At 54.6% G+C, this 23764-nt stretch carries 20 protein-coding genes; 8 read left to right on the forward strand and 12 right to left on the reverse strand.

Annotated features, from left to right (window positions below; all coding sequences use genetic code 11):
- Window positions 1-159: 159 nt before the first annotated feature.
- The 3 genes from ACE15A_RS16080 (at window position 160) to ACE15A_RS16090 (ending at window position 3056) form a co-directional block, all read left to right on the forward strand.
- A complete protein-coding gene (locus ACE15A_RS16080) occupies window positions 160-1065 on the forward strand; it encodes a LysR family transcriptional regulator (RefSeq protein ID WP_053508439.1) in 906 nt (301 codons plus the stop codon).
- A gap of 165 nt (window positions 1066-1230) precedes the next feature.
- A complete protein-coding gene (locus tag ACE15A_RS16085) occupies window positions 1231-2466 on the forward strand; it encodes a phosphoadenosine phosphosulfate reductase (RefSeq protein ID WP_053508441.1) in 1236 nt (411 codons plus the stop codon).
- On the forward strand, window positions 2439-3056 hold the full coding sequence (locus tag ACE15A_RS16090; protein ID WP_053508443.1) for a ParB/RepB/Spo0J family partition protein: 618 nt from the start codon (window positions 2439-2441) through the stop codon (window positions 3054-3056). The genes ACE15A_RS16085 and ACE15A_RS16090 overlap by 28 nt, the downstream gene beginning before the upstream one ends.
- On the opposite strand, the gene ACE15A_RS16095 is transcribed toward ACE15A_RS16090, so the two are convergent.
- Entirely contained in the window at window positions 3057-4217 is a 1161-nt protein-coding gene (locus ACE15A_RS16095) for a pyridoxal phosphate-dependent aminotransferase (protein WP_053508445.1), read from the reverse strand.
- Window positions 4218-4343: 126 nt separating this feature from the next.
- Between ACE15A_RS16095 and ACE15A_RS16100 the strand changes: the two genes are divergently transcribed.
- Window positions 4344-5432 (forward strand): oxidoreductase, encoded by a 1089-nt coding sequence (locus ACE15A_RS16100; protein ID WP_053508446.1) that lies wholly within the window; start codon window positions 4344-4346, stop codon window positions 5430-5432.
- 35 nt (window positions 5433-5467) lie between these two features.
- Here ACE15A_RS16100 and ACE15A_RS16105 read toward each other — a convergent pair whose 3' ends face one another.
- The 7 genes from ACE15A_RS16105 to entC form a co-directional block, all read right to left on the reverse strand.
- Window positions 5468-5665, reverse strand: coding sequence for a YbdD/YjiX family protein (locus tag ACE15A_RS16105; RefSeq protein WP_000460619.1), 198 nt, complete (start codon window positions 5663-5665; stop codon window positions 5468-5470).
- A 63-nt stretch (window positions 5666-5728) separates the two neighbouring features.
- Window positions 5729-7834, reverse strand: coding sequence for a pyruvate/proton symporter CstA (gene cstA, locus ACE15A_RS16110; RefSeq protein WP_023246786.1), 2106 nt, complete (start codon window positions 7832-7834; stop codon window positions 5729-5731).
- Between the two features lie 181 nt (window positions 7835-8015).
- Window positions 8016-8429 carry a proofreading thioesterase EntH gene (gene entH / locus ACE15A_RS16115; protein ID WP_023246785.1) on the reverse strand — a complete coding sequence of 138 codons (414 nt, stop codon included), beginning with the start codon at window positions 8427-8429 and terminating at the stop codon, window positions 8016-8018.
- Window positions 8430-8431: 2 nt separating this feature from the next.
- Window positions 8432-9187: a 2,3-dihydro-2,3-dihydroxybenzoate dehydrogenase EntA gene (gene entA, locus ACE15A_RS16120; RefSeq protein WP_053508450.1), complete on the reverse strand. Its 756-nt coding sequence runs from the start codon at window positions 9185-9187 to the stop codon at window positions 8432-8434.
- Window positions 9187-10044, reverse strand: a complete 858-nt coding sequence (locus ACE15A_RS16125) for an isochorismatase (RefSeq protein ID WP_023246783.1) — start codon at window positions 10042-10044, stop codon at window positions 9187-9189. The genes entA and ACE15A_RS16125 overlap by 1 nt, the downstream gene beginning before the upstream one ends.
- A gap of 13 nt (window positions 10045-10057) precedes the next feature.
- The gene (entE, locus tag ACE15A_RS16130) at window positions 10058-11668 is read right to left on the reverse strand and encodes a (2,3-dihydroxybenzoyl)adenylate synthase EntE (RefSeq protein WP_023246782.1); all 1611 of its coding nucleotides are present in this window, start codon (window positions 11666-11668) and stop codon (window positions 10058-10060) included.
- Window positions 11669-11677: 9 nt separating this feature from the next.
- Entirely contained in the window at window positions 11678-12853 is a 1176-nt protein-coding gene (gene entC, locus ACE15A_RS16135) for an isochorismate synthase EntC (protein ID WP_064055896.1), read from the reverse strand.
- A gap of 219 nt (window positions 12854-13072) precedes the next feature.
- Here entC and fepB point away from each other — a divergent pair, with 219 nt between their 5' ends.
- Window positions 13073-13993 (forward strand): Fe2+-enterobactin ABC transporter substrate-binding protein, encoded by a 921-nt coding sequence (fepB, locus tag ACE15A_RS16140; protein WP_264165272.1) that lies wholly within the window; start codon window positions 13073-13075, stop codon window positions 13991-13993.
- A 62-nt stretch (window positions 13994-14055) separates the two neighbouring features.
- On the opposite strand, the gene entS is transcribed toward fepB, so the two are convergent.
- Complete coding sequence (gene entS / locus ACE15A_RS16145; RefSeq protein WP_023246779.1) at window positions 14056-15300, reverse strand: enterobactin transporter EntS; 1245 nt, start codon at window positions 15298-15300, stop codon at window positions 14056-14058.
- Window positions 15301-15410: 110 nt separating this feature from the next.
- Between entS and fepD the strand changes: the two genes are divergently transcribed.
- The 3 genes from fepD to fepC are packed head-to-tail and all read left to right on the forward strand — an operon-like array spanning window position 15411 to window position 18198.
- Window positions 15411-16418: a Fe(3+)-siderophore ABC transporter permease gene (gene fepD, locus ACE15A_RS16150; protein WP_023246778.1), complete on the forward strand. Its 1008-nt coding sequence runs from the start codon at window positions 15411-15413 to the stop codon at window positions 16416-16418.
- On the forward strand, window positions 16418-17407 hold the full coding sequence (gene fepG / locus ACE15A_RS16155) for an iron-enterobactin ABC transporter permease (RefSeq protein WP_072158674.1): 990 nt from the start codon (window positions 16418-16420) through the stop codon (window positions 17405-17407). Before fepD ends, fepG begins: the two co-directional genes overlap by 1 nt.
- Window positions 17404-18198, forward strand: coding sequence for an iron-enterobactin ABC transporter ATP-binding protein (fepC, locus tag ACE15A_RS16160; RefSeq protein WP_000140616.1), 795 nt, complete (start codon window positions 17404-17406; stop codon window positions 18196-18198). The genes fepG and fepC overlap by 4 nt, the downstream gene beginning before the upstream one ends.
- Window positions 18199-18252: 54 nt before the next feature.
- Here fepC and wzz(fepE) read toward each other — a convergent pair whose 3' ends face one another.
- From wzz(fepE) to ACE15A_RS16175, 3 genes are all read right to left on the reverse strand, one after another.
- Entirely contained in the window at window positions 18253-19389 is a 1137-nt protein-coding gene (gene wzz(fepE) / locus ACE15A_RS16165; RefSeq protein ID WP_053508456.1) for an LPS O-antigen length regulator Wzz(fepE), read from the reverse strand.
- Window positions 19390-19635: 246 nt separating this feature from the next.
- The gene (entF, locus tag ACE15A_RS16170; RefSeq protein ID WP_064055897.1) at window positions 19636-23520 is read right to left on the reverse strand and encodes an enterobactin non-ribosomal peptide synthetase EntF; all 3885 of its coding nucleotides are present in this window, start codon (window positions 23518-23520) and stop codon (window positions 19636-19638) included.
- Window positions 23517-23735: an MbtH family protein gene (locus ACE15A_RS16175; protein WP_053508460.1), complete on the reverse strand. Its 219-nt coding sequence runs from the start codon at window positions 23733-23735 to the stop codon at window positions 23517-23519. The genes entF and ACE15A_RS16175 overlap by 4 nt, the downstream gene beginning before the upstream one ends.
- Between the last annotated feature and the right edge of the window lie 29 nt (window positions 23736-23764).

Consider the following 23764-nt stretch of genomic DNA (forward strand, 5'->3'; position numbering starts at 1 on the left):
GTTCGCCTTTACTGTAATTATTTACTCGCTAAAATATTCACAACTGTGGTATTTTAGTTTAAATAAACTCTACGTTAAGTTTAATAAACATAATTCTGGTGAATTATTGAGATTAAGTCATAATCATGGAAGATACCATGATAACGCCGGGAAGATATTATGGCTAACCTTTACGACCTTAAAAAATTTGATCTTAACTTGTTGGTTATATTTGAATGTATTTATCAACATTTAAGCATTAGCAAAGCAGCAGAAACACTCTATATTACACCTTCTGCCGTAAGCCAGTCATTGCAACGCCTGCGCACGCAATTCAATGACCCTCTATTTATTCGTTCAGGTAAAGGAATTACGCCTACCGTAACAGGAATTAATTTACATTATCATTTAGAAAATAACCTTAACAGCCTGGAACAAACTATTAATATAATGAATCAGTCCAGCCTGAAGAAGAAGTTTATTATCTACAGCCCACAACTGTTGATAACGAAACAATTACTGAAACTGATTAAATATCTGGGTAAAAATCCACAGGTTGAAATTGAACATCACGACATTTTGGCAACGGAAGAACCTCCTGAAGATCTTCTCGCCTACCGTAAAGCAGATATTGTCCTCTCGATGACGCCGATCAGTAATCGTTCCATTGTTTGTACGCACCTTTATAAGGTGGAATGCGTTCTGGTTTGCAGTGAAAACCATCCCCGATTGCGAGAGAGCGCAAGCGTTGAAGAGCTGCTGGAAGAAACTTTTACTCATCTTATCGCCGCCGATGATGCCGCAGTAAAAGAGCATCAGACTTTTCTTGATCATGTATTAGCAGAAAGAACTATAGGCTTTAAAAGTAAGTCGCTAATCACTATTGCCAATACGATTAGCGTGACAGATCTTATTGGTTTTTTACCAAAGGTTATTGTGACTTATTATCAATCGACGGTTAAGCTTAGAACGATTTCCACACCTTTTTCTATCCCTGCTAATCCCCTCTATCTTATGTATAATAGAGCTTCGATGAATAATAGTGGATTTACTGAGCTAATTGAGCACATCACAAAAAAGCATTAATAAGAAGGTCAACAAACAGACATTAATATAAATTCAATGTATATATTGATATAATTTATTTACTTGGCAAATATAATAAAGCATTGCAAGTTAATCTAATCAGCTTATCCTTTATGTTAATTATTTCGAATGTACTGTAGTTAACACATCGGAGAATATCCAGAGATGTCGGTTTATAAAGTTCCGCTTGAGCAAAATGTTCTGGAAGCGGCTCAAGAGCGTATAATGTGGACCCTGGAAACCTTACCCCGGGTCTGCGTCTCATTTTCTGGTGGTAAAGATTCAGGACTTATGCTGCACCTGACGGCAACGTTGGCGCGCAAAATGAATAAAAAGATCCACGTTCTTTTCATTGACTGGGAAGCGCAATTCTCCTGTACCATCGCCTATATTGAAGCGTTACGTGAACACTACGCAGACGTTATTGAGCGTTTTTATTGGGTCGCATTACCCTTAACCACACAAAATTCCCTTTCACAATACCAGCCGGAGTGGCAGTGTTGGCAGCCGGGTGCCGACTGGGTACGGCAACCGCCAGAAGATGCGATTACCGATCCTGCCTTTTTTTCGTTTTACCAACACGGTATGACCTTTGAACAGTTCGTTCGCGATTTTGCCGACTGGTTTTCAGAAAAGCGCCCTGCCGCTATGCTGGTTGGTATTCGCTCCGACGAATCCTATAATCGATTTGTCGCTATCGCTAACTCGCATAAGCTGCGTTTTGCTGATGATAAACCCTGGACCACATTAGCCCCCATGGGGCACACCTGGTATATCTACCCCATCTATGACTGGAAAACCGCAGATATCTGGACCTGGTTCGCCAAAACAGGTAAACCATGTAACCCTTTGTATAACTTGATGTATCAGGCTGGCGTACCGTCCCGCTACATGCGTATCTGCGAACCGTTCGGCCCGGAACAACGACAGGGATTATGGCTGTATCATGTTATCGAACCTGAGCGTTGGGCAGCCATGTGCGCCAGAGTCAGCGGTGTACTTAGCGGAGGAATATACGCCGGACAGGACAGCCATTTTTACGGCCACCGGAAAATTTTAAAACCCGACCACCTTAACTGGGAGGAATACGCGCTGCTCTTGCTACACAGTATGCCCGAAGTAACTGCCGAACATTACCGTAATAAAATCGCCGTTTATTTGCAGTGGTATAAGAAAAAAGGCATGGACACGATCCCGCAGACGCAGCAGGGCGATATCGGATCGCGGGATGTGCCGTCGTGGCGACGGATCTGCAAAGTATTACTGAACAATGATTACTGGTGCCGGGCGCTATCATTCAGTCCGACAAAGCCAAAGGGCTACCAGCGCTATAACGAACGCATGAAAGCTAAACGCCAGCAATGGGGGATCTTATGCAACACCGACTCACAGCCGAAATAACTCACTTTCTCTCTGAGTTGCCAGAAGAGGAAAGGATTGCCGCCATTAATGAATTTAGAATGGCGATACATAGCGTTAGTCCCTTTCGCGATGAACCTGTCGATTGTGTTCTGTGGGTGAAAAACGACCATATTTTGCCTAATGACTACAACCCGAATAACGTTGCGCCGCCAGAGAAAAAACTGCTGCTTAAATCGATTGAAAAAGATGGGTTTACTCAGCCGATTGTGGTAGTAAAGGCCGATGCGGAGGAATACGAGATTGTGGATGGTTTTCACCGTCATGAACTGGGCAAAGGAAAAGCCGTCCTGAACAGGCGTCTGAAAGGCTACCTGCCGGTAACGTGTCTGGACAGAGAACGTCACGAACGGATGGCGGCAACCATCCGGCATAATCGCGCACGCGGGCGCCACCAGATCCACGCCATGTCCGAAATCGTGCGCGAACTTTCTCAGTTGGGCTGGGACGAAGGCAAAATCAGTCAGGAGTTAGGTATGGACGCCGATGAAGTCTTGCGCCTGAAACAGATTAACGGTCTGCAGGAGCTTTTTGCAGACCGTCGATTCTCCAGAGCGTGGACGGTTAAATAACTACAGTTTACACAGGCGATCTGCCGCGGCCAGCAGCGTTGATTCCTGTTTAGCGAAGCATAAACGTATAAGCTGATGCGGGAAAGGGGCGGCGCAAAAGACAGAGAGTGGAATAGCGGCAACACCGACTTCTTGAGTTAGCCACTGACAAAACTCAACGTCATTTAGCGTCGACACTGCGCTGTAATCGATTAACAGAAAATAGGTACCTTCACAGGGCAGCACTTTTAATCGGCTTTGCGCCAGCGCGTTAACCAGCACATCGCGTTTTTTCCGGTAAAAATCGGGTAACGCGCGATAGTGCTCCGGCGCGGCGCGCAGCATATCCGCCAGCGCCAGTTGCGCCGGCGTATTGACGCAAAACGTCAGGTACTGGTGAACTTTGCGTATTTCGGCGCTAATGGCCGCAGGCGCAACGCAGTAACCAATCTTCCATCCCGTCATATGAAAGGTTTTACCAAACGATGAAACGGCAACCGCCCGCTCTCGTAACTGAGGGTGCGCTAATACGCTGGCATGACCTTCGGCGGCAAAACAAATATGTTCGTACACTTCATCGCTTAATACATAAATTTCCCGCTCGCCGATAGCCTGCCACAGCGCCTCGATATCCGCCTGGCGCCAGACGGTAGCGGTGGGATTATGCGGCGTATTAAGGATCACCAGCCGCGTGCGCTCGCTAAGCAACGCCGAAAACGCCTGCCAGTCGACGTTAAAATGCGGCGGCGTAAGCGCTATGCGCTTTAACATGCCGCCGGAGAGCGCCACGGCTGGGGCATAGCTGTCGTAACTGGGATCGAAACAGATAACCTCATCCCCTGCCCGCACCAGCGCGGTAATCGCCGCATACAGCGCTTCGGTCGCGCCCGCCGTGACGGTGATATCACTCACGTCATCTGGTCGATAACCATATATTTCCGCCGTTTTATCGGCAATGGCCTCCCGCAGCGCCTGCACGCCCGTCATCGGCGCATATTGATTCGCCCCCTGCGCGACATGGTAAGCCAACCGCTCGTGCAAATAACGAGGACCATCAAAATCAGGGAAGCCTTGCGATAAATTTATTGCCTGATGTTTCTGCGCCAGCGCGCTCATTTGCGTAAAAATCGTGGTACCAAGACTGGGCAATTTGCTTTGTGGGATCAGTGGGTTATTTCTCATTATCTTCATACCCGCCAGTGATGTGGTTGTTGACACACTATAACACGGTGCTAGTATTTGGCAATCAAGACGTTTAGATGTCTAAATATAATAACATTAGTCAGAAGCCCCTAAGGACAACACAACATGAACCACACTGAAATCCGCGTCGCTACCGGCCCGGCGAATTATTTTTCCCATGCCGGCAGCCCTGGAAGATTGACGGATTTTTTCACGCCGGAACAGCTTTGCCACGCCGTTTGGGTATACGGCGAACGCGCGATTGCCGCCGCCCGGCCTTACCTGCCGGAAGCGTTTGAATGTGCTGGCGCAAAACATCTGCGGTTTACCGGTCATTGCAGCGAACGCCAGGTTGCCCAACTGGCGCACGCCTGCGGCGACGATCGTCAGGTGGTGATAGGCGTCGGCGGCGGCGCACTGCTTGATACTGCCAAAGCGCTCGCTCGCCGTCTGACGCTGCCGTTTGTCGCTATCCCGACGATCGCGGCAACCTGCGCTGCCTGGACACCGCTTTCCGTCTGGTATAACGACGCGGGACAGGCGTTACAGTTCGAAATTTTTGATGATGCCAATTTTCTGGTGCTGGTCGAACCGCGCATTATTCTGCAGGCGCCCGATGACTATCTGTTAGCTGGCATTGGCGATACGCTGGCGAAATGGTATGAAGCCGTTGTGCTTGCACCGCAGCCTGAAACGTTGCCATTAACCGTACGACTGGGCATTAACAGCGCGTGCGCCATTCGCGATCTCCTGCTGGCAAGCAGCGAACAGGCATTAGCGGATAAACAGCAACACCGACTGACACAGGAATTTTGTGACGTGGTAGACGCGATTATCGCTGGCGGCGGTATGGTCGGCGGCCTTGGGGAACGCTATACCCGTGTCGCCGCCGCCCACGCGGTACACAACGGCCTGACCGTCCTGCCGCAAACGGAAAAATTCCTGCACGGAACGAAAGTGGCTTATGGCATTCTGGTACAAAGCGCGCTGCTGGGACAAAATGAGGTGCTAACGCAATTGATTGCAGCGTACCGGCGTTTTCATCTGCCGACCCGGCTCAGCGAGCTGGAGGTGGATATTCATAACACCGCAGAGATCGATAAAGTGATCGCACATACCCTGCGTCCGGTCGAATCCATCCACTATTTGCCGGTTACGTTAACGCCAGCAACTCTGCGTGCGGCGTTTGAAAAAGTTGAATTTTTCAGGGTATAGTCTGGTGACGTTGCGCTTATCAGGCCTGGCAACAATCAGCAGCAACGCGCGCCGCCTTTTCCACCATAGCGCGCATCCTGCCGCTCGCGGAAAAATTCTTCATAGGTCATCGGCGTCTGATCCGGATGCGTTATGCGCATATGCTCAACATAGTTGTCGTAGTCTGGCACGCCAATCATCATTTTTGCTGCCTGTCCCAGATATTTTCCGGCTTTCGAAAGCGTATCGAACATCGTTGTCACCTGTCATCCAAACGCCCTCCCCTTGTCCTGGAGAGGGCTATTGATGAAAAAAGATTAGTGCGCGCCTTTCGCCTGCGTCACGATCTCATCCACATTTTCCGGCATCGGCTCATACGGTGTTTCATGCGCCGTCGGTTTATCAATCTTCAGAGCGGCCAGCGCCGTCTTAATAGAGAATACCGCCAGCACCACGACCACCACCATAAAGAAGATTGTTAGCCCGGCATCCAGACGGTTATTGAATACCAACTGCGCGAGCTGCGATTCGGTGTACTGCAGCGGAATATTGCCGCTGTCGATCATCGCCTGGAACTTGTTGGCAATGGCCAGGAAGCCGATTTTCGCATCCGGACTAAACGCTTTCTGCCAGCCCGCCGTCAGCGTACAAATCAGCAGCCAGGCCGTCGGCACCAGCGCGACCCACGCATAACGCTGACGCTTCATTTTGAACAGTACCACGGCGCAAAGCATCAGCGCCATACCCGCCAGCATCTGGTTAGCGATGCCAAACAGCGGCCACAAGGTGTTAATACCGCCCAACGGATCGACCACGCCCTGATGGAGGAAATAGCCCCACGCCAGCACGCACAATGCCGTAGCAAGCAGGTTCGCTGGCAGCGAATCGGTACGTTTCAGCCCTGGCGACACCACGCCCAACAGATCCTGCAACATAAAGCGCGCCGCACGGGTACCCGCATCCACCGCCGTCAGAATAAACAGCGCTTCAAACAGAATGGCGAAGTGATACCAGAACGCCACATCCATCATGCCGCCCAACGCGCCATGTAAAATGTAGGCCATCCCTACCGCCAGCGTTGGCGCGCCGCCTGCGCGGGAGATAATGGATTGTTCGCCGACTTCATTGGCAATCTGGTGTAGCGTATCCGGCGTGATAGCGAACCCCCAACTGCTGACCACCTGCGCAGCAGAAGCCACGACATCCGCAGTCCCCGCTGGCGCCAGTACCGCCATCGGGCTATTCATCGCAAAGTAAACGCCCGGATCGATAATACAGGCGGAGACCAGCGCCATAATAGCGACGAAAGATTCCATTAACATCCCGCCGTAGCCGATGAAACAGGCCTGGCCTTCGTTGGCCAACATCTTCGGCGTCGTGCCGGAGGAGATGAGCGCATGGAAACCGGATACCGCACCGCAGGCGATGGTGATAAACAGGAACGGGAACAGGTCGCCCGTCCAGACCGGTCCTGTACCATCAACAAATTTGGTCAGCGCTGGCATAGTCAGCGTCGGACGCATGATCAGAATCCCAACCGCCAGACCGACAATCGTACCAATTTTCAGGAAGGTAGAGAGGTAATCACGCGGCGCGAGCAGCAGCCAGACCGGCAATACCGCCGCGACAAAACCGTACCCCACCAGCATCCAGGTAAGCTGCACGCCGGTAAAGTCAAAGTACGGCGCCCAGGTTGGGCTTGCCGCCACCCATCCGCCGGAAATAATAGCGAAAATGAGAAATACCAACCCAATGACCGACACCTCGCCGATGCGCCCCGGACGCAGATAGCGCAGGTAGATGCCCATAAAAATCGCCAGTGGAATGGTGAATGCGACAGTGTACGTTCCCCACGGGCTATGGGTCAGCGCCTTCACCACGATCATCGCCAGGACGGCCAGAATGATCACCATGATCATAAAGCAGGCTACCAGCGCAATCACCCCTGCCGTCGCGCCCATCTCCTCTTTAACCAGCTCGCCAAGCGAACGTCCATCGCGCCGGGTCGAGACGAACAGCACCATAAAGTCCTGTACCGCTCCCGCCAGCACGACGCCCGCCAGTAGCCAGATCATCCCCGGCAGATAGCCCATCTGCGCCGCCAGTACCGGCCCGACCAGCGGACCAGCGCCAGCAATGGCCGCAAAATGGTGACCAAAAAGCACTTTCTTATCGGTCGGGACATAATCCAGACCATCGTTATGACGTACCGCGGGCGTCATACGCGTTGGGTCAACCGCCAGCACTTTTTTGGCGATATAGAGTCCATAAAAACGATACGCAATAAGATAGACACAGACCGACGCCACCACAATCCATAGCGCGTTGATCTGCTCCCCACGATTTAGCGCAATATAGCCCAGGGCAAACGCACCCAATACTGAGAGCGCTGTCCAGACGAGGTATTTCCCTGACTTATTCATAGTTGTTGTCCGTTTGCGTGTTCCAGAGAGATGTTACATTTTGTTTCTATAACACCTTTAGCGTAATTAACAACACAACAACATGATAAAACCGGAGCGTTACTCATTTTTTACATTACAGTGTTAACCAGATCACTTCCTTTCTTCGTTAACGCTGCAATTACATTTTGCTTTGCCAGTACTATCCCATTACTGCAGTTCCCAGGCGACAGGTGCAGCAGCGCCTTCCCTGCTCATCAAAGAGAGTAATTTCCCAGCTTTGATTCTGCCGCCCCAGATGCAGCGGCTGGCAAACGCCGCGTACTTTCCCCTGCGAGACGACGCGGTGGTGGGTGGCGTTTAACTCGGTCCCGACCACACACTGCCCGTCGCGGGTCATCAGATAACCCGCCATTGATCCTAACGTCTCCGCCAGCGCTGCCGATGCGCCGCCGTGTAGCAGGCCAAACGGTTGATGAGTGCGGGTATCGACGGGCATTTCCGCCTCCAGCACTCCATCACCCAGACGGGTGTAAACAATGCCCAGATGCGCCACCAGCGTGTTCTGACTGGTGGCGTTCAATTCATCCAGCGTTAAATGTCGTTTCCAGATCATCATCACGCTCCCAATGTTGAACCGCCGTCCACCACGATATCCTGCAAGGTAATGTGGCTGGCCAGATCGGAGGCAAGGAACAAAATGGTATTGGCTATCTCCTGCGGACGGGCGATTTTACCGAGCGGAATACCCAGTTTAAACTGTTCACCGAAACCGCGAATGCGCTGCTGTTCGGCATCCTCGCCCACCCACAATGCGCGCTGCATATCGGTGTCGGTCGAGCCAGGCGACACCACATTACAGCGCACCCCGCAGCCCGCCAGTTCCAGCCCTACGGTCAGCGCCAGACTTTTCAGCGCCGCTTTAGAGGCCCCGTAGGCGCTCATACCGATACGCGGTGTATGCGCCGCATCTGAGGCAACGGTGACAATCGCCCCACCTCGCTGACGGCGAAACTGCGCCATCGTTTGCGAAAACAGGTTAAACGCCCCGCCCACATTGACCGCAAATGTCTGTTGCCAGTCGTCGACACTAAGCGCGTCGGTCGCTCCCATACGCAAAATACCGGCGGCGTTGACCAACACATCCAGCCGTGGTGTTTTTTGCAATATGCGCTGGCACACCTGAGCGACCTGCGCGGCATCCGCCACGTCCATAACTTCGGTAGTAAAGGGGTAATCCGCTGGCGTAAATTCACGATCGAAGCCGATTACCCTGGCTCCGGCGTCGACAAAGGCCAGCGCCGTCGCGTAGCCAATCCCTTTCCCCGCACCGGTCACCCACACCGTTTGGTCTGAAAAATCAATACCAGGCATTACTGCACCTCGCGAGAAAGCAGTGCCCACCAGGCATCAATGGTCGGATTTTTCGCCAGCATCACGAAGTCGATATCGCCGTGTACTTTACGCCAGCGCGCTGCAAGTCCCATCATTCGTACAGAGTCCAGGCCATAATCAATCAGATTTTCATCGTCCAGCGGCTCGTCGGTCTCATCCAGCAACGGCAGAATCAACGCCCGCAGCGCCGTTTTACTGGCAGGAACCGGCGCCGGCAACAGCGATTCAGTCATGACGACGCGACCTGAACGCCCCGCCACATAGTTCAGGGCCATCAGATGCTCTTCCCGGCTGAAATCCGCCAGCGCATCCGCCACCATAAACGGCTTAATGTCGCGCATAAACGCATCGGTAGCGGTGGTCATACAGCCAATATGCGCATACACGCCGGTAATGATGAGTTGATTGCGTCCGGTATCTTTTAACATCTGTTCCAGCGGCGAGCGGTGAAACGCGCTATAACGCCACTTCACCAGCACCGTATCCGCCTCATCCGGCGTTAAGGCTTCTACCACCTTCTGCTGTTCCGGAGAGCGCGTCAGTCCCGGTCCCCACATATCATTGAGTAACGCGCGGTCTTCATCGCTTTGCTCTTTCGGCTGAGCGGTGTAATAGACCGGAATATGATGCTCTTTACAGTACTGGCGCAGGGCGGCGATATTGGCAATCACCAGGTCCATCATTGGACAGTTGCGGCCCCAAAAGCTGACAAAGTACTCCTGCATATCGTGGATGAGCAGCGCAGCGCGCTCCGGTTCAAATGTCCAGCTCACTTTGTTGGTCGGGATATCCAGTGCGGTAGGCAGCGCGTAAGACTGTAATTTCGGAATTGCCATCTCTCTTTCTCCTTCAGAGCGGTGAACGTGACGCCAACCGCTGGCGTAATTGTTTTTTATCGACTTTACCAACCGGCGTCAGCGGCAGTGACGCAACGCACTCTACACGATCCGGTAATTTAAATTCCGCCACTCCCTGCTCTCGCAGGAAACGGCGTACCTGTACCGCACGCAGCGGCTCTTTTACCACCAGGTATGCGCAACTTTTTTCCCCCAGCAGTTCATCTTCCATGCTGACCAGCGCCGCATGGATCACCGCCGGGTGGCGCAGTAACAAGTTTTCTATCTCTTCGGCGGCTATCTTCTCGCCGCCCCGATTGATCTGATCTTTTTCACGTCCGTGGACGGTGATGTAACCGTCTTGATCAATGGAGATCAGATCGCCGGAACAGTAAAAGCCGTTGGCGTCAAAAGCGTTGGCATTGTGTTGCGGACTGTTGAAATAGCCGCGGAAAGTATAGGGGCCGCGCGTCATCAGACGGCCAATCTCGCCCGGCGGCAGAGGATTTCCCTCGGCATCCGCCACCCACACTTCGTCGTCCGGGCACATGGGTCTTCCCTGGGTATTGATAATCCGTTCCGGACTATCGTCCAGCCGGGTATAGTTCACTAACCCTTCCGCCATGCCGAAGACCTGCTGCAACTGACAACCAATTTCAGCCGGAATACGGGCGGCCAGCGTCGCGGAAAGCCGTGCGCCGCCAACCTGCAATAACCTTAATGACGCCAGTGGCGCATTGCCGCCCCACTCCTGGATAGCCTGTAGCCATAGACTGACCGCTGGCGGCACCAGCGCCGTGGCATTAATCTGGTGTTTTTCGATCAACGGAAAACAGAGGGTGGCGCTGGGATCGGTCGCCAGCACCACCGTTCCTTTGGCGAGAAAGACGCCCAGGGCGCCCGGCGAACTCATGGCGTAGTTATGCGCGGCGGGAATCGCGCACAGAAAACGCGTCTCCTCGTTGAAACCGCAAATCTCATTGCTGCGGCGCACGCTGTAGTAATAGTCGTTATGGGTACGGGGAATAAGCTTTGGCGTGCCGGTAGTACCGCCGGAAAGCTGAAAGTAGGCCACCTCGTCAGCAGGTGATGGCGTGGCGGTGAAATCTTCCTCCGTCTGACGCATCGCCGCGTCCAGGCTGTGATCGCCATCGTCGTTACGCAATAATACCACCCGCACAGAGCGGTGCTCAGCCACAAACGTGTTGAGGAAGTCCTCCCCGGTGAACAGCGTATGTTGGCGATCGGCAATTACCAGCGTCGGCGCGATCTGCGTCGCATAGGCGTTAAGTTCGGTGCGTTGATGGCTAAACAGCGCCAGAACGGGCGCTACGCCAAGCTTCAACAGGGCGAAAAAGGTGATATACAGTTCCGGAACATTCCCCAGTTGCACCAGAGCGGTTTCGCCAGGTTTGATACCCTGACGGCGTAAACTGCAGGCCAGGTTATCCGCAGCCTGGTTGAGCTGGCGATAGCTGAACGCGCGCTCGCCTTCAATGACCGCCGTCTTGTCGCTGTCAGCGTGGCGGGTCAGAATATCGGTCAACGGCACGTCTTGCCAGTAGCCTTTTTCACGATAACGGCGGGCAAATTCATCCGGCCAACGGGTGAAAGGTATACGCATCATCGTTCCTTAATGCAGTCCAAAAACGTTCAACATCGTAGAGAGTTTGACGCCCGTTTCCCGCCACTCTCCGACTGGCGAAGAGGCGGGGACAATCCCGGCGCCGGCGAACAGGCGCACCTGATTACCGTGCAATTTCGCACAACGAATCGTCACTACCCACTCGCCGTTTCCTTCGGCGTCGCACCAGCCGACAATACCGCCAAACAGTTCCCGATCGAACGGTTCCAGTTCAGCGATCAGCTTTTTCGCGACCTGATGGGGGAAACCGCTTAGCGCAGGCGTCGGATGCAGCAGACAGGCCAGCGTCAGCGCGTTTTCTCCGGCGTTGGCCTTGCCCTCAAACGGCGTACCGAGATGCCATAGCGTCGGCGTGGTGATCAACTGCGGAGAGGAAGGTAATTGCAGTTCCGTGCTGCGATCGCGCAGGATCTGCTTCATCGCCTGAGTCACCAGCTCATGTTCATGGCGATCTTTTTGTGAAGCCAGCAGTCGGTTTCCCGCCTCGCGATCCAGAACGTCATCCGGCTGTCGGCGCGCTGAGCCTGCTAACGGCAGCGAACTAAACCTATCGCCCTCTTTGCGTAGCAGCAATTCGGGGCTGGCACCCAGCAGAACGCCGCCATCCGCCAGCGGCACATGGAAGTTGTAACTAACTGGATTCTGCGCAACCATCCGCTCCAGCAATGCTCCGCTATCCACCGCCATGTCAGTGGTGATATCTATCAGCCGGGAAAGCACCACTTTATCGACATCTGGCGTGGCGGTCAGCATAGCCGCGCGTGCGACCATCGCTTCAAAAGCATCCTGCTCCGGAATCGCCTTTCGCGCCGTCACCGTCAGCGATTGATGGTCGGTAAAATAACGCGCCGTGCGCTGCTTTTCCTGGCGGGAAAAGCAGCGCCACTCCATCGGAATAAATAGCGACGACGGCTGGCGGGTATCAAAGGGGATCGCCCCCACCAGGATAGGGTTGGCGATGCCCTGCGATTTGGCCTCGGTAAACTGCTGGCGCAATTTCTGCTGGAAAGGGCTATCCGGCGAATCCCCGGCGGCCGCAGGCTCGGTATAACGGGCGAAACACCCAGAGGTGGTAAAACTGCGATACGGCGACATGAAGAAAAAGCAGTCGGGAGCAAGCGTTGCCATTGTCTCCTGAGCGTCCTCGGCCAGTGGCATATCCATATCATCCTCCAATGATAAAGGCTTATAATAATGATTATCATTTCTATTTTTAGTGCGCTAACCTAAGAGTAAAACGTCGCTCTGTCAACTCTGGTCATGACTTAAATGGCGCTAAGGCTTGCATCTCGCTGCCGCTAACATGAAAATGAGAAGCATTAACTTTATTAATAACAGGACGCTATTGTGAGACTTCCCGCCTTTCATCGTTTGCTGCTTCTAATGGTTGGTTTATCTGTTTCAGGAATATCCTTAGCCCAGGATGCGGGTTGGCCCCGGCAAATCCAGGACAACCGCGGCGTTCATACCCTGGACCACAAGCCCGCGCGTATCGTCTCTACCAGCGTGACGTTAACAGGCTCGCTGCTGGCGATTGATGCGCCCGTCGTCGCCAGCGGTGCCACTACCCCGAATAACCGCTTTGCTGACGATCAAGGGTTTATGCGCCAGTGGAGTGACGTAGCAAAGGCTCGTCATGTCGCCCGTCTGTACATCGGCGAACCGAATGCCGAAGCAATCGCCGCGCAACTGCCGGATCTCATTTTGATTAGCGCCACTGGCGGCGATTCGGCGCTGGCGCTTTACGATCAGCTCTCCGTTATCGCGCCGACGCTCGTCATCAATTATGACGATAAAAGCTGGCAGAGTTTGCTCACTCAGCTTGGCGAGATCACCGGTCAGGAGAAACAGGCCGCCGCGCGAATAGCGAAATTTGAGGCGCAACTGACGACGGTAAAACAGCAAATCGCCCTGCCGCCTCAGCCGGTTAGCGCGCTGGTGTATACCCCTGCCGCGCATAGCGCCAATCTGTGGACGCCAGAATCAGCACAGGGCAAGCTATTGGTACAGTTAGGCTTTACGCTGGCAACATTGCCCCGTGGGCTGCAAACCAGCAAAAGCCAGGGTAAGCGCCACGATATCATTCAGCTTGGCGGTGAAAATCTGGCCGCCGGGTTAAACGGTGAATCTCTCTTCCTGTTTGCCGGCGACAGCAAAGATGTCGCGGCCCTTTACGCCAATCCGCTGCTGGCGCACCTGCCAGCGGTGCAAAATAAGCGCGTCTATGCGCTGGGTACGGAGACGTTCCGTCTGGATTATTACAGCGCAACGTTGCTGCTTAACCGGCTTGCCGCCCTATTTTAGCGTTGCCGGGGTCTTATCCGACCGACCAGACAGATTTTGTCGGTCGGATAAACGCGTCGTCATCAGCCAGCATCGCTAACCGGCGGCGTCTGGCGAAAACGGCGTAGCTCGCCCAGCACTAATAGCAGCAGCAAACCGATAATCACCAGTCCAAATCCACTCACGCTCGCGGAAGCGGCCGGCGTCATCATTGCGCCAAAACCGCCTAACAGCGCCGCGCCGATAGCGTCTCCCGTGACGTTTTGCGCGGTCCACAGGCCGTTCATTCGCCCCAGCATATTTTCCGGCGTCTGGGTTTGCAGCAGGGTGTATTGTAATAACGAGCTGATGGCGCTCAGCCAGCCAAACAGCGCCAGACAGATAACACCCGCGATCCAGACCGGCATGATGGCGAACAGTCCCACCGCCAGAAAGGAACCGACCGTCGAAACCAGCATAATGAGTCCCGGACGAACACTATGCGCCAGTTGTCCGCTGGTTAGCGCACCAATGGCCGCCCCCAGCGGAATTGCCGCATACAGTAAACCGATTTGCGCCGCCGACATCTGCCAGCTCATCGCCAGCGCCGGATAGAGTACGCGTACCGCGCTTGCCATCGTCACCAGACCGCCAAGTAGCACAATACCGCCGATAAGCGGACTGGCGAGCAAAAAACGAAATGCCGCCAGCAACGCGATAAAAGGATTTTCCCGCGGCTGCGGAGGAACAGGCAGTCGCGGTAATGTCAGTAACGGCAGTAACGTGATAAACGTCCCGGCTGCCGCCAGCCCGTAGTTCCAGGCTACGCCGCCGCTGGCAAGCAATATGCCCCCCAACATCGGCGAAATAACCGATCCCAGACGTACCGTCAGCATGGTAATCGCACCGGCCTGCATCAGATTTTCTCTTCCGACCAGTGCTGGCGTCGCCGCCAGTAAAGCGGTCACGCCCAGAGACGCGAAAAAGCCGTCCCACAGGCCAAGAAGATATATCGCCAGCAATGACGGTTCCGGTAACAGCGCGTTCACGCACAGGCCAATAAAACCAATACCGCAAGTACCGCGCGCCAGCAGAATCACCTTTTTGCGTTCGTAACGATCGGCCAGTACGCCGCCCACCATTAAGCCAATAAACATGGCACCGCCGGTTAACGTTACCGACAGCCCCACCTGCCAGGTGGAGTACGTCATCATTTGGATCTGTACCGGAACCGCTACGCCAAGCAGCCCCAGCGAGACAATAGAAATAAATCGGGCCAGAAATACTGCGCGAAATGCAGGATGCGTCTTCAACAGGCTGAGATTGAGCAGCCAGGATTGTCGATTCATTACAACGCCTTAATGCGAGTTTTTTTAAATATCCATTCAATGGCTGCACATGCTAACATAACCAAATAAGATAGATAACGATAATTACTATCATTATCAGGGAAGTTATTATGCCATGCTCGTTTTCCGTGACGCGCGCGTTTGCCGTGCCCGGATTGTTGTTATTGCTGATTCTCGCCGCGGTTTTAAGTCTGGTCATTGGCGCGAAACCGCTGCCTGCCGCCGTCGTGCTGGACGCGTTCACCGGTGTTTGCCAAAGCGCCGATTGCACCATCGTCCTGGATGCGCGTTTGCCGCGAACACTGGCCGGATTACTGGCAGGCGGCGCTTTGGGTCTTGCCGGGGCACTCATGCAAACGCTCACCCGTAACCCGCTCGCCGATCCGGGGATTCTGGGCGTTAACAACGGCGCCAGTTTCGCCATTGTACTGGGCGCGGTGCTGTTTGGTTTCTCCACGCCGCTGCAGCAGCTTTTCATGGCATTTAGCGGCGCGCTTATCGCATCGCTGATTGTCGCCTTCACCGGCAGTCAGGGCGGCGGTCAGTTAAGCCCGGTCCGCCTGACACTGGCGGGCGTGGCGCTTGGCGCGGTACTGGAAGGACTGACCAGCGGCATCGCGCTGTTAAATCCAGAGGTCTATGACCAGCTTCGCTTCTGGCAGGCGGGATCGCTGGACATTCGCAGCCTGCAAACGTTGAAAGTCGCGCTCGCGCCCGTGGTTATAGCCGGGATCGTGGCACTATTTCTGAGCCGTGCGCTGAACAGCCTGAGCCTCGGCAGTGATACCGCGACGGCGCTGGGTAGTAAAGTGGCGCGCACCCAACTTATCGGTTTACTGGCGATTACCGTCCTGTGCGGCAGCGCAACGGCGCTGGTTGGCCCTATCGCCTTTATTGGTCTGATGATGCCGCATATGGCGCGTTGGCTGGTGGGCGCCGACCACCGCTGGTCGCTGCCGGTGACGCTACTGGCGACCCCTGCTCTGCTGCTTTTCGCCGATATTATTGGACGTCTGTTGGTGCCGGGCGAACTCCGCGTATCGGTCGTCAGCGCGTTTATCGGCGCGCCGGTACTTATTTTTCTGGTACGCCGTAAATCAGGCGGAGGCGGCCTGTGATGTTTCTTTCTCGTCGGCTTATCGTAAGCTGCCTGCTTCTGGCGGCAGGCTGCCTGGCCATTGGCTTATGGAGTTTGCAGCGCGGCGCCGTGCCTCTTGATACCGGGCAGATTATTGCCGCGCTGCTGGGCGACGCGCCGCGTAACATCACCCTTGTCGTAACCGAATGGCGGCTACCGCGCGTATTAATGGCGCTGCTGATTGGCGCTGCGCTTGGCGTCAGCGGAGCGATTTTCCAGTCGTTGATGCGTAACTCGCTAGGCAGCCCTGATGTGATGGGCTTTAATACCGGCGCCTGGAGCGGCGTACTGGTCGCAATGGTCCTGTTTGGCCAGCATCTTACCGCGATCGCGCTGGCGGCAATGGCAGGCGGTATCGTCACGTCATTGATTGTCTGGCTGCTGGCCTGGCGTAACGGGATTGAAACCTTCCGGCTGATTATCATCGGTATCGGCATCCGCGCTATGCTGGTCGCCTTTAATACCTGGCTTCTGTTGCAGGCATCGCTGGAAACGGCGCTCACCGCCGGCTTATGGAACGCCGGGTCGCTCAACGGTCTGACATGGGCGAAAACCTGGCCTTCGGCGCCGCTGATTATTGTGATGCTGACAGGCGCCGCGCTACTGGTACGTCGCATGCGGCTGCTGGAGATGGGCGATGACAGCGCCTGCGCGCTGGGTGTTAGCGTGGAACGGTCACGCCTGATGATGATGCTGGTGGCGGTGGCTCTCACCGCCGCCGCAACGGCGCTGGCTGGCCCCATCTCGTTTATCGCCCTTGTCGCGCCGCACATCGCCCGCCGCCTTAGCGGCACAGCTCGCTGGGGATTAACCCAGTCGGCGCTGTGTGGCGCCTTATTACTACTGGCCGCCGATGCGTGCGCGCAGCAACTGTTTATGCCTTACCAGCTTCCGGTGGGCGTGGTCACCGTCAGCCTCGGCGGTATTTACCTTATCGTCTTGTTAATTCAGGAGTCCCGCAAAAAATGACCGAATCCGTAGCCCGTTTGCGCGGCGACCAGTTAACTCTGGGTTATGGCAGCTATACCGTCGCAAAAAACCTTAACGTTTCGATTCCGGACGGCCATTTTACCGCCATCATCGGCCCTAACGGCTGCGGCAAGTCAACTCTGCTACGCACGCTAAGCCGTCTAATGACGCCCATTGACGGCCATGTCTGGCTGGATGGCGAACAAATACAGCGTTACGCCAGTAAAGAGGTGGCGCGGCGAATCGGTTTGCTGGCGCAAAACGCCACCACGCCGGGCGATATCACCGTACAAGAGCTGGTCGCCAGGGGGCGTTATCCACATCAGCCCTTATTTACCCGCTGGCGTAAGGAAGATGCCGACGCCGTCGCTAATGCCATGCGTGCAACGGGTATCACTTCACTGGCGACGCAAAGCGTAGATACTCTGTCCGGTGGCCAACGCCAGCGGGCGTGGATAGCCATGGTGCTGGCGCAGGAAACGTCCATCATGCTGCTGGATGAGCCGACGACGTGGCTGGATATTAGCCATCAAATTGATTTGCTGGAATTGTTAAGCGATCTCAACCGCGAAAAAGGCTATACGCTCGCCGCCGTCCTGCACGACCTGAATCAGGCTTGCCGATACGCCACCCATTTGATTGCATTACGCGAAGGTAACATTGTGGCGCAGGGTGCGCCGAAAGAGATTGTTACCGCGGAGCTTATCGAAAAAATCTATGGCCTGCGCTGTATGATTATCGACGATCCGGTTGCCGGTACGCCGCTGGTTGTACCGCTGGGGCGGCAATAGTCACCCACACATATGAAAAAGCCGGATAATCACTATCCGGCTTTTTGGTGTAAATCAGACTAACCGTTCATCTATCGCCAGCGCGTTTTCCATTTTACGCGAGACCATCGCATGACGCAGTAATACGCCGCCACAGGCCATCATACCGCCAATTAGCGCCGCCAGGATAATAATGATCGCTTTACCCGGGCCATCCTTTTTCACTGGCAGAGACGGCGACAGTTGATATTTAAACGGGGTAAACGTCACGTCGCTCACATTCATTGCCACCAGTTGTTCAACATGGTATTGACGGTTACGCAAATCACCGTTGATCTCGGCTATGTCCGTTACCCCTTTTTCAATTTCCAGTTTGCGGGAAATACCATCCGCGCCGAGGGAAATAGAGAAATCCGGATCATCTTTTACCGCCTGGCCATTGCTGTAAACCGGTTTCTTAATTCCGGCGGCATTGGCTATTTCCAACGAATAATGAAGACGTTGAATATTGGCATCAAGTTGATTTTTGAGGCGTACCCGATCCATCGCCAGCTTTTCCTGCTCATAGCGGGTTTTGATTTCCAACTGGTTACGAATATTTTCCAGCGTCTCTTTCACGACGATAGCAGAGATGTACTGAATATAGCCAGCCAGCACCTTTTGCGCTTCTTCCCGCGTCGGTGCGGTAAAACTCAACGTCCACGACGTGAATAACGACGTTTCATTTTTCTTGCCGACATTGCTGTCCACCGCTTTCATTTTTTCGCTCAGCGCGACAATCGCCCGATGAAGATCCTGCTCGTCTATTTTCGCACCTTTTAATTGATCCATGACATACGGAGAAGAACGAAGATATTCTTCCAGCAGCAACAGCGAGCTAAACTTTTTAATGAACAGATTAAATACACCGCCCCGATCAACGCTTACATCCATATCCAACACGCGCAGCGTGGTCAACGTTCTCTCCAGTCCCTGCCACTGTATCGATTCCGCCGGTGTGATAATTGCCTGGCTGGTCCATTTTTGCGGCAGCAGAAAGGACAGGAGCAACCCCATACACGCGAAGGCAAAAACGGTAACAAGAATACGACGCTTCGCCTGCCATAACACATCCATAAGGCTAAACAAATCGATTTCATGACTGTTGGCGGGCGGCAGTGGGTAACCTGCAAATTGCTGATTTTTTTCTTGATTTATATTAAGAGATGACATGCCGTATGACCTGAAAACTTTATCTAATGAAAAAACACCTTCCTGTTGGAGATTCTAACAGCAAGTAAGAATTATCTGAAACAATCTTTGCACGCCAGCGTCAGAAAAGCACAATACTCGGAATTGAACTTGCCTGCAGCATGTATCACTTATGTTAAATGAATTAATAGTTGCAATAAAAAACCCATAATTACTAATTATTATGGGTTTCGCGATTTAATTTGTTAAAAGCAAAAGCAATGCCCGTTATTTATTAATTAGCTTACATATGATGGGCCCAATAGCTTCAAAAGCGGCGGGCGAAATAATATCCACATGCGCGCACGGCTGGCGATAAATAGCCAAAGAGTCTATCCACGGTGACCAGCTCTGTTCTGGCGATACGCCTTCCGGCACCGTTTTATCCGCCACAAAAAGCGTAGCATGTCCATCAAACGGTACGCTATGCGCCGTCGTCAGCAAACGGACGGCATCAGCATAATTGCCTTCAATAGCGGCAAATAAGGCTTCGGATGCATTTCCCTGCTGAGCGGCGACAAACGCCGCGCGTTCGCGTTCAATTTCCACCAGCACGTCCGGATTAAGGCCATTCGCCTCTTTTTCCCGCCAGTTTTGTGTTTCCGGCGGCCAGGTGTCCAGTAATCCCAAAAACGCCACCGTTTCGCCGCGCGCGCGCAACCGGGCGGCGATCCCTTGCGCCAGCGTCCCACCCAGCGAATAGCCTAATAAATAATAAGGGCCATGCGGCTGCCGGGCGAGCAATGTCGCCAGATGATGTTCACATACCTCATCAAGGGTGGTTGCGGTTTGCATAGGGCCAGCGGGGCGCGGCGACTGAATCCCCATAATCGACCACGACGGGCTGAGATAGCGTGATAATACGCTAAATTGCCAGGCGAACCCCGACGCCGGATGGAAACAGAATAACGTTGGACCATCGCTTTCACGCAGCGGCAACAGCGGCCCGAACCCCAGATTGCGCGAGCATTCATCATCGTCAGTATCGAGCAGCTTGCTCAATTGCGCCACGTCAGATGCCACCATCACCTGTCCCGGCGTCACCTGGCGGTTAAACGTCTGGCTTAGCTGTGCGGCCAGTTTCATCGCCAGCAGCGAGTGTCCGCCCAGCGCAAAGAAATCACTTTCAACATCGTTAATCTCACAGCCCAGCAGGCGGGAAAACGCCGCTGCGACAGCAATCTCCGTTGCGGACTGCGGCGCACGCCCTTTCACGCGCGGCGTCAGGTCCGGCAGCGGCAGGGCTTTGCGATCCAGCTTGCCATTAGCGCTAAGCGGTAAACTGGCAAGTTGCAACAGCACAACCGGCACCATATGCGCGGGAAGTTTTTGGCGTAATTTTTCCTGCAGCGCCGGTAAATCCAGCGGCAAACCGGAGTGAGAAACCAGATAGCCGACCAGTTGCCGGGCATCTCCGCCCGTCGCCGCCGCCTGATTAAAGACACAGGCATGCGCTACCGCCTGTTCAACATCCGGCAGCGTTTGCATGACGCGGTCAATCTCACCCAGTTCAATACGTTGACCACGAATTTTGAGCTGATCGTCGCTGCGCCCCAGATATTCCACCGCGCCGGAATCCAGCCAGCGCGCCACATCCCCGGTACGGTACATTCGTTCGCCTGGCGCAAAAGGATCGGCGATAAAACGGCTGGCGGTAAGATCCGGACGCCCCAGATAGCCCTGCGCCAGTTGGATACCGGTGAGATAGAGATCGCCAGCCACGCCCGGCGGCACCGGCTGCATATGCGCATCGAGTATACGCAAGCCGGTATTCCAGACGGGATAACCAATCGGGATGCTGTTGCCGTCAATGGCCGCCAGCTCATTACCGCAGGCCGGATACCAGCTCACATCCACCGCGGCCTCCGTCGGCCCGTACAGATTGTGTAGCGGCGCGCCGGTTAACGTCTCCCATTCGCGGCACAGCGCCGTCGGCAGCGCCTCGCCGCTACAGAAAACCCGCTTTAAGGAAGCGCAACTTTTTTCAGCCGACGCTGGCGTTAGCGAGGCAATAAAGGCCGCCAGCATCGACGGTACAAAATGGGTGGTCGTGATGCCGTATTGCGCAAAAAACCGCTGCATCGCGAGCGGGTCGCGGTGCGCTTCCGGCTCGGCCATCACCAGTTTCGCCCCGGCGATAAACGGCCAGAAAAACTCCCATACTGAGACGTCAAAACTGCACGGCGTTTTTTGCGCCACTACATCATCCGCCGTCAGCGGATAGTGATCCTGCATCCACAGCAGCCGGTTCACTATCGCCATTTGCCCCACCATCACCCCTTTCGGTCTGCCCGTCGAACCTGAGGTGAAAATGATGTAAGCGGTATGATGCGGTAACGACAGCCCCAGCGGAGTCGCGTCACTGATCGGTAGCGGTTCGCTATAGCTCAAATATTCCATCCCCGGAATATCGTGAAAGCGCGCCAGCTGCGCCTGAGTCGTAATTAACAGTTTCGGCTGCGCATCTTCCAGCATCATTCGTAGCCGATCGTCAGGATAACCGGTATCCAGCGGCAGCCAGGCGGCACCCGCCTCGACAATACCATGCAGCGCTAAGGTCAGGAAAACCGACCGCGGCAATGCCACCGCCACGCTATCGCCAGGCTGAACGCCGCGTTCCCGCAGCGCGTGCGCCAGCGCCACAACCTGTTCGCGCATTTCACGGTAGGTAAAGTGATAATGCGCATCTACCAGTGCGGAAGCCTCTGGCGTTTTTTGCGCCTGCTGCGCCACCAAATCGCTGAGCGTGGCGACGGGAATAGTTACCGCCGTATTATTAAGGTGTGTTAATTGCGTTTGTTCTTCCGCCAGCAGCATTTGCGCATCGCCACAGCGCAGCGCCGGGTTATCAGCAAACTGCGTGATAAGCGCCATCAACCGTAAGGCATGGCGGGAGAGCGTGGCGTCATCGTAACGCTGTGCATTCGCCAGCAATTCAATATCCAGACCACCGTTTTCATCCGGGAAGAGCGCCAGTTCAAGATCGTTAACCGACCCCGTCGCCAGGGTATGGGTTTGCGCCTGTATACCAGGAAGATCCAGATGATAATCAAACACTTTTATATTGAGCACCGGACCAAATAGCGGAGTCTCCCCAGCGGCTCGCCCGCTATCGCGTACAATCTGTTCGGCGTCGTAACGCTGGTGGCGGCGCATTTTCTTTAACTGCGCCGCAAGACGCTTCGCCAGCGTTGGCAGGTCTTCCGTCGCATTAAGGTTAATCGCCAGCGGCAAAACGTTAAGGACCGGCCCGGTCGCCGTTAACGCTGCCGAGCCCATCCGCCGCATAAAGATAAATCCGGCGGCGTAATCCATCCGCCCGCACAATCGTCCCAGCCACAAGGTCACCAGCGCCAGGGCAAGATCCGCTCGCGGTATCTCAGGCATGTGCGCCGCCAGTTGGCGAAACGCCCCCTCCGGCGCGCTCAATTTCATACGCAGAATATCCGCGCTCGCCGATCGCCCCGGCAACGGCGCGGCAGAAATTGACGCTGGCGGCGGCAGCTCGCAACGCTGCTGCGCCCAGAAGGCGCCATCACGCTGCCAGGCCTCGCTCTGGCGATAGCGCTGATACTCTTCAACCACATCCGCAAAGGGGGTAAAAGGCGAATCCGGCGTAGGGGCGCCGCTCTGCCAGGCGCAATAAATCGTCGCAATCTGGCGGGTTATCGCCGGGAAACTAAAGCCATCCACCAGCAAATGGTGATAGCGCTGATACCAATACCAGCGGGTATCATCAATGCGTATTAACTGGTGAAACGCCAGCGGCTTACCGCTATCTGCGCGCAGGTTTTGCCGTAAGTCCGCCTGCATTAACGCCAGCGCCGCGTGATGCGGATCGGCCTGGTCGCGTAAATCGACAATCGCGGGCTCGCCGAACGTGCGCTCGGGATCGATCCATTGCCAGACCTCGCCATTCTCTTCGGTAAAACGCATCTGTAGCGTATCCGCCTGCTGCATCCCTACCGCTACCGCTTTTGCCAGCAAGGCGGCATCCAGCTCGCCGTTCAGTTCCACATAGTGCGCCACGCTCCAGACGGAGGGTAAATCAGAGAGTTTTTCCGCCATCCAGATCCCCGGCTGGGCGGCGACTAACGGTAAACGCTGCGTCATTTCGCCTCCTGCTTATCGGCATAATGCGCCGGATTCAGTGTTGTCCAGCGCGTATTAAGCCACTGCTGGCACGCGTCCTGCGATTGCGGTTCGCATACCACGTCCCAGCCTGCGGGAAGCGCGCACTCTGCTGGCCAAAGGCTGAATTGACGCTGCGCATTTTGCAGCATATAAAACTGTCCCTGCAGATTATCGAAGGGATTACTGAATTCCATACTCAACTCCTGTCGTGGACATGTGCCCG

It is taken from the genome of Salmonella sp. HY31 (genome assembly GCF_042604575.1).
Classification (GTDB): Bacteria; Pseudomonadota; Gammaproteobacteria; order Enterobacterales; family Enterobacteriaceae; genus Salmonella; species Salmonella diarizonae.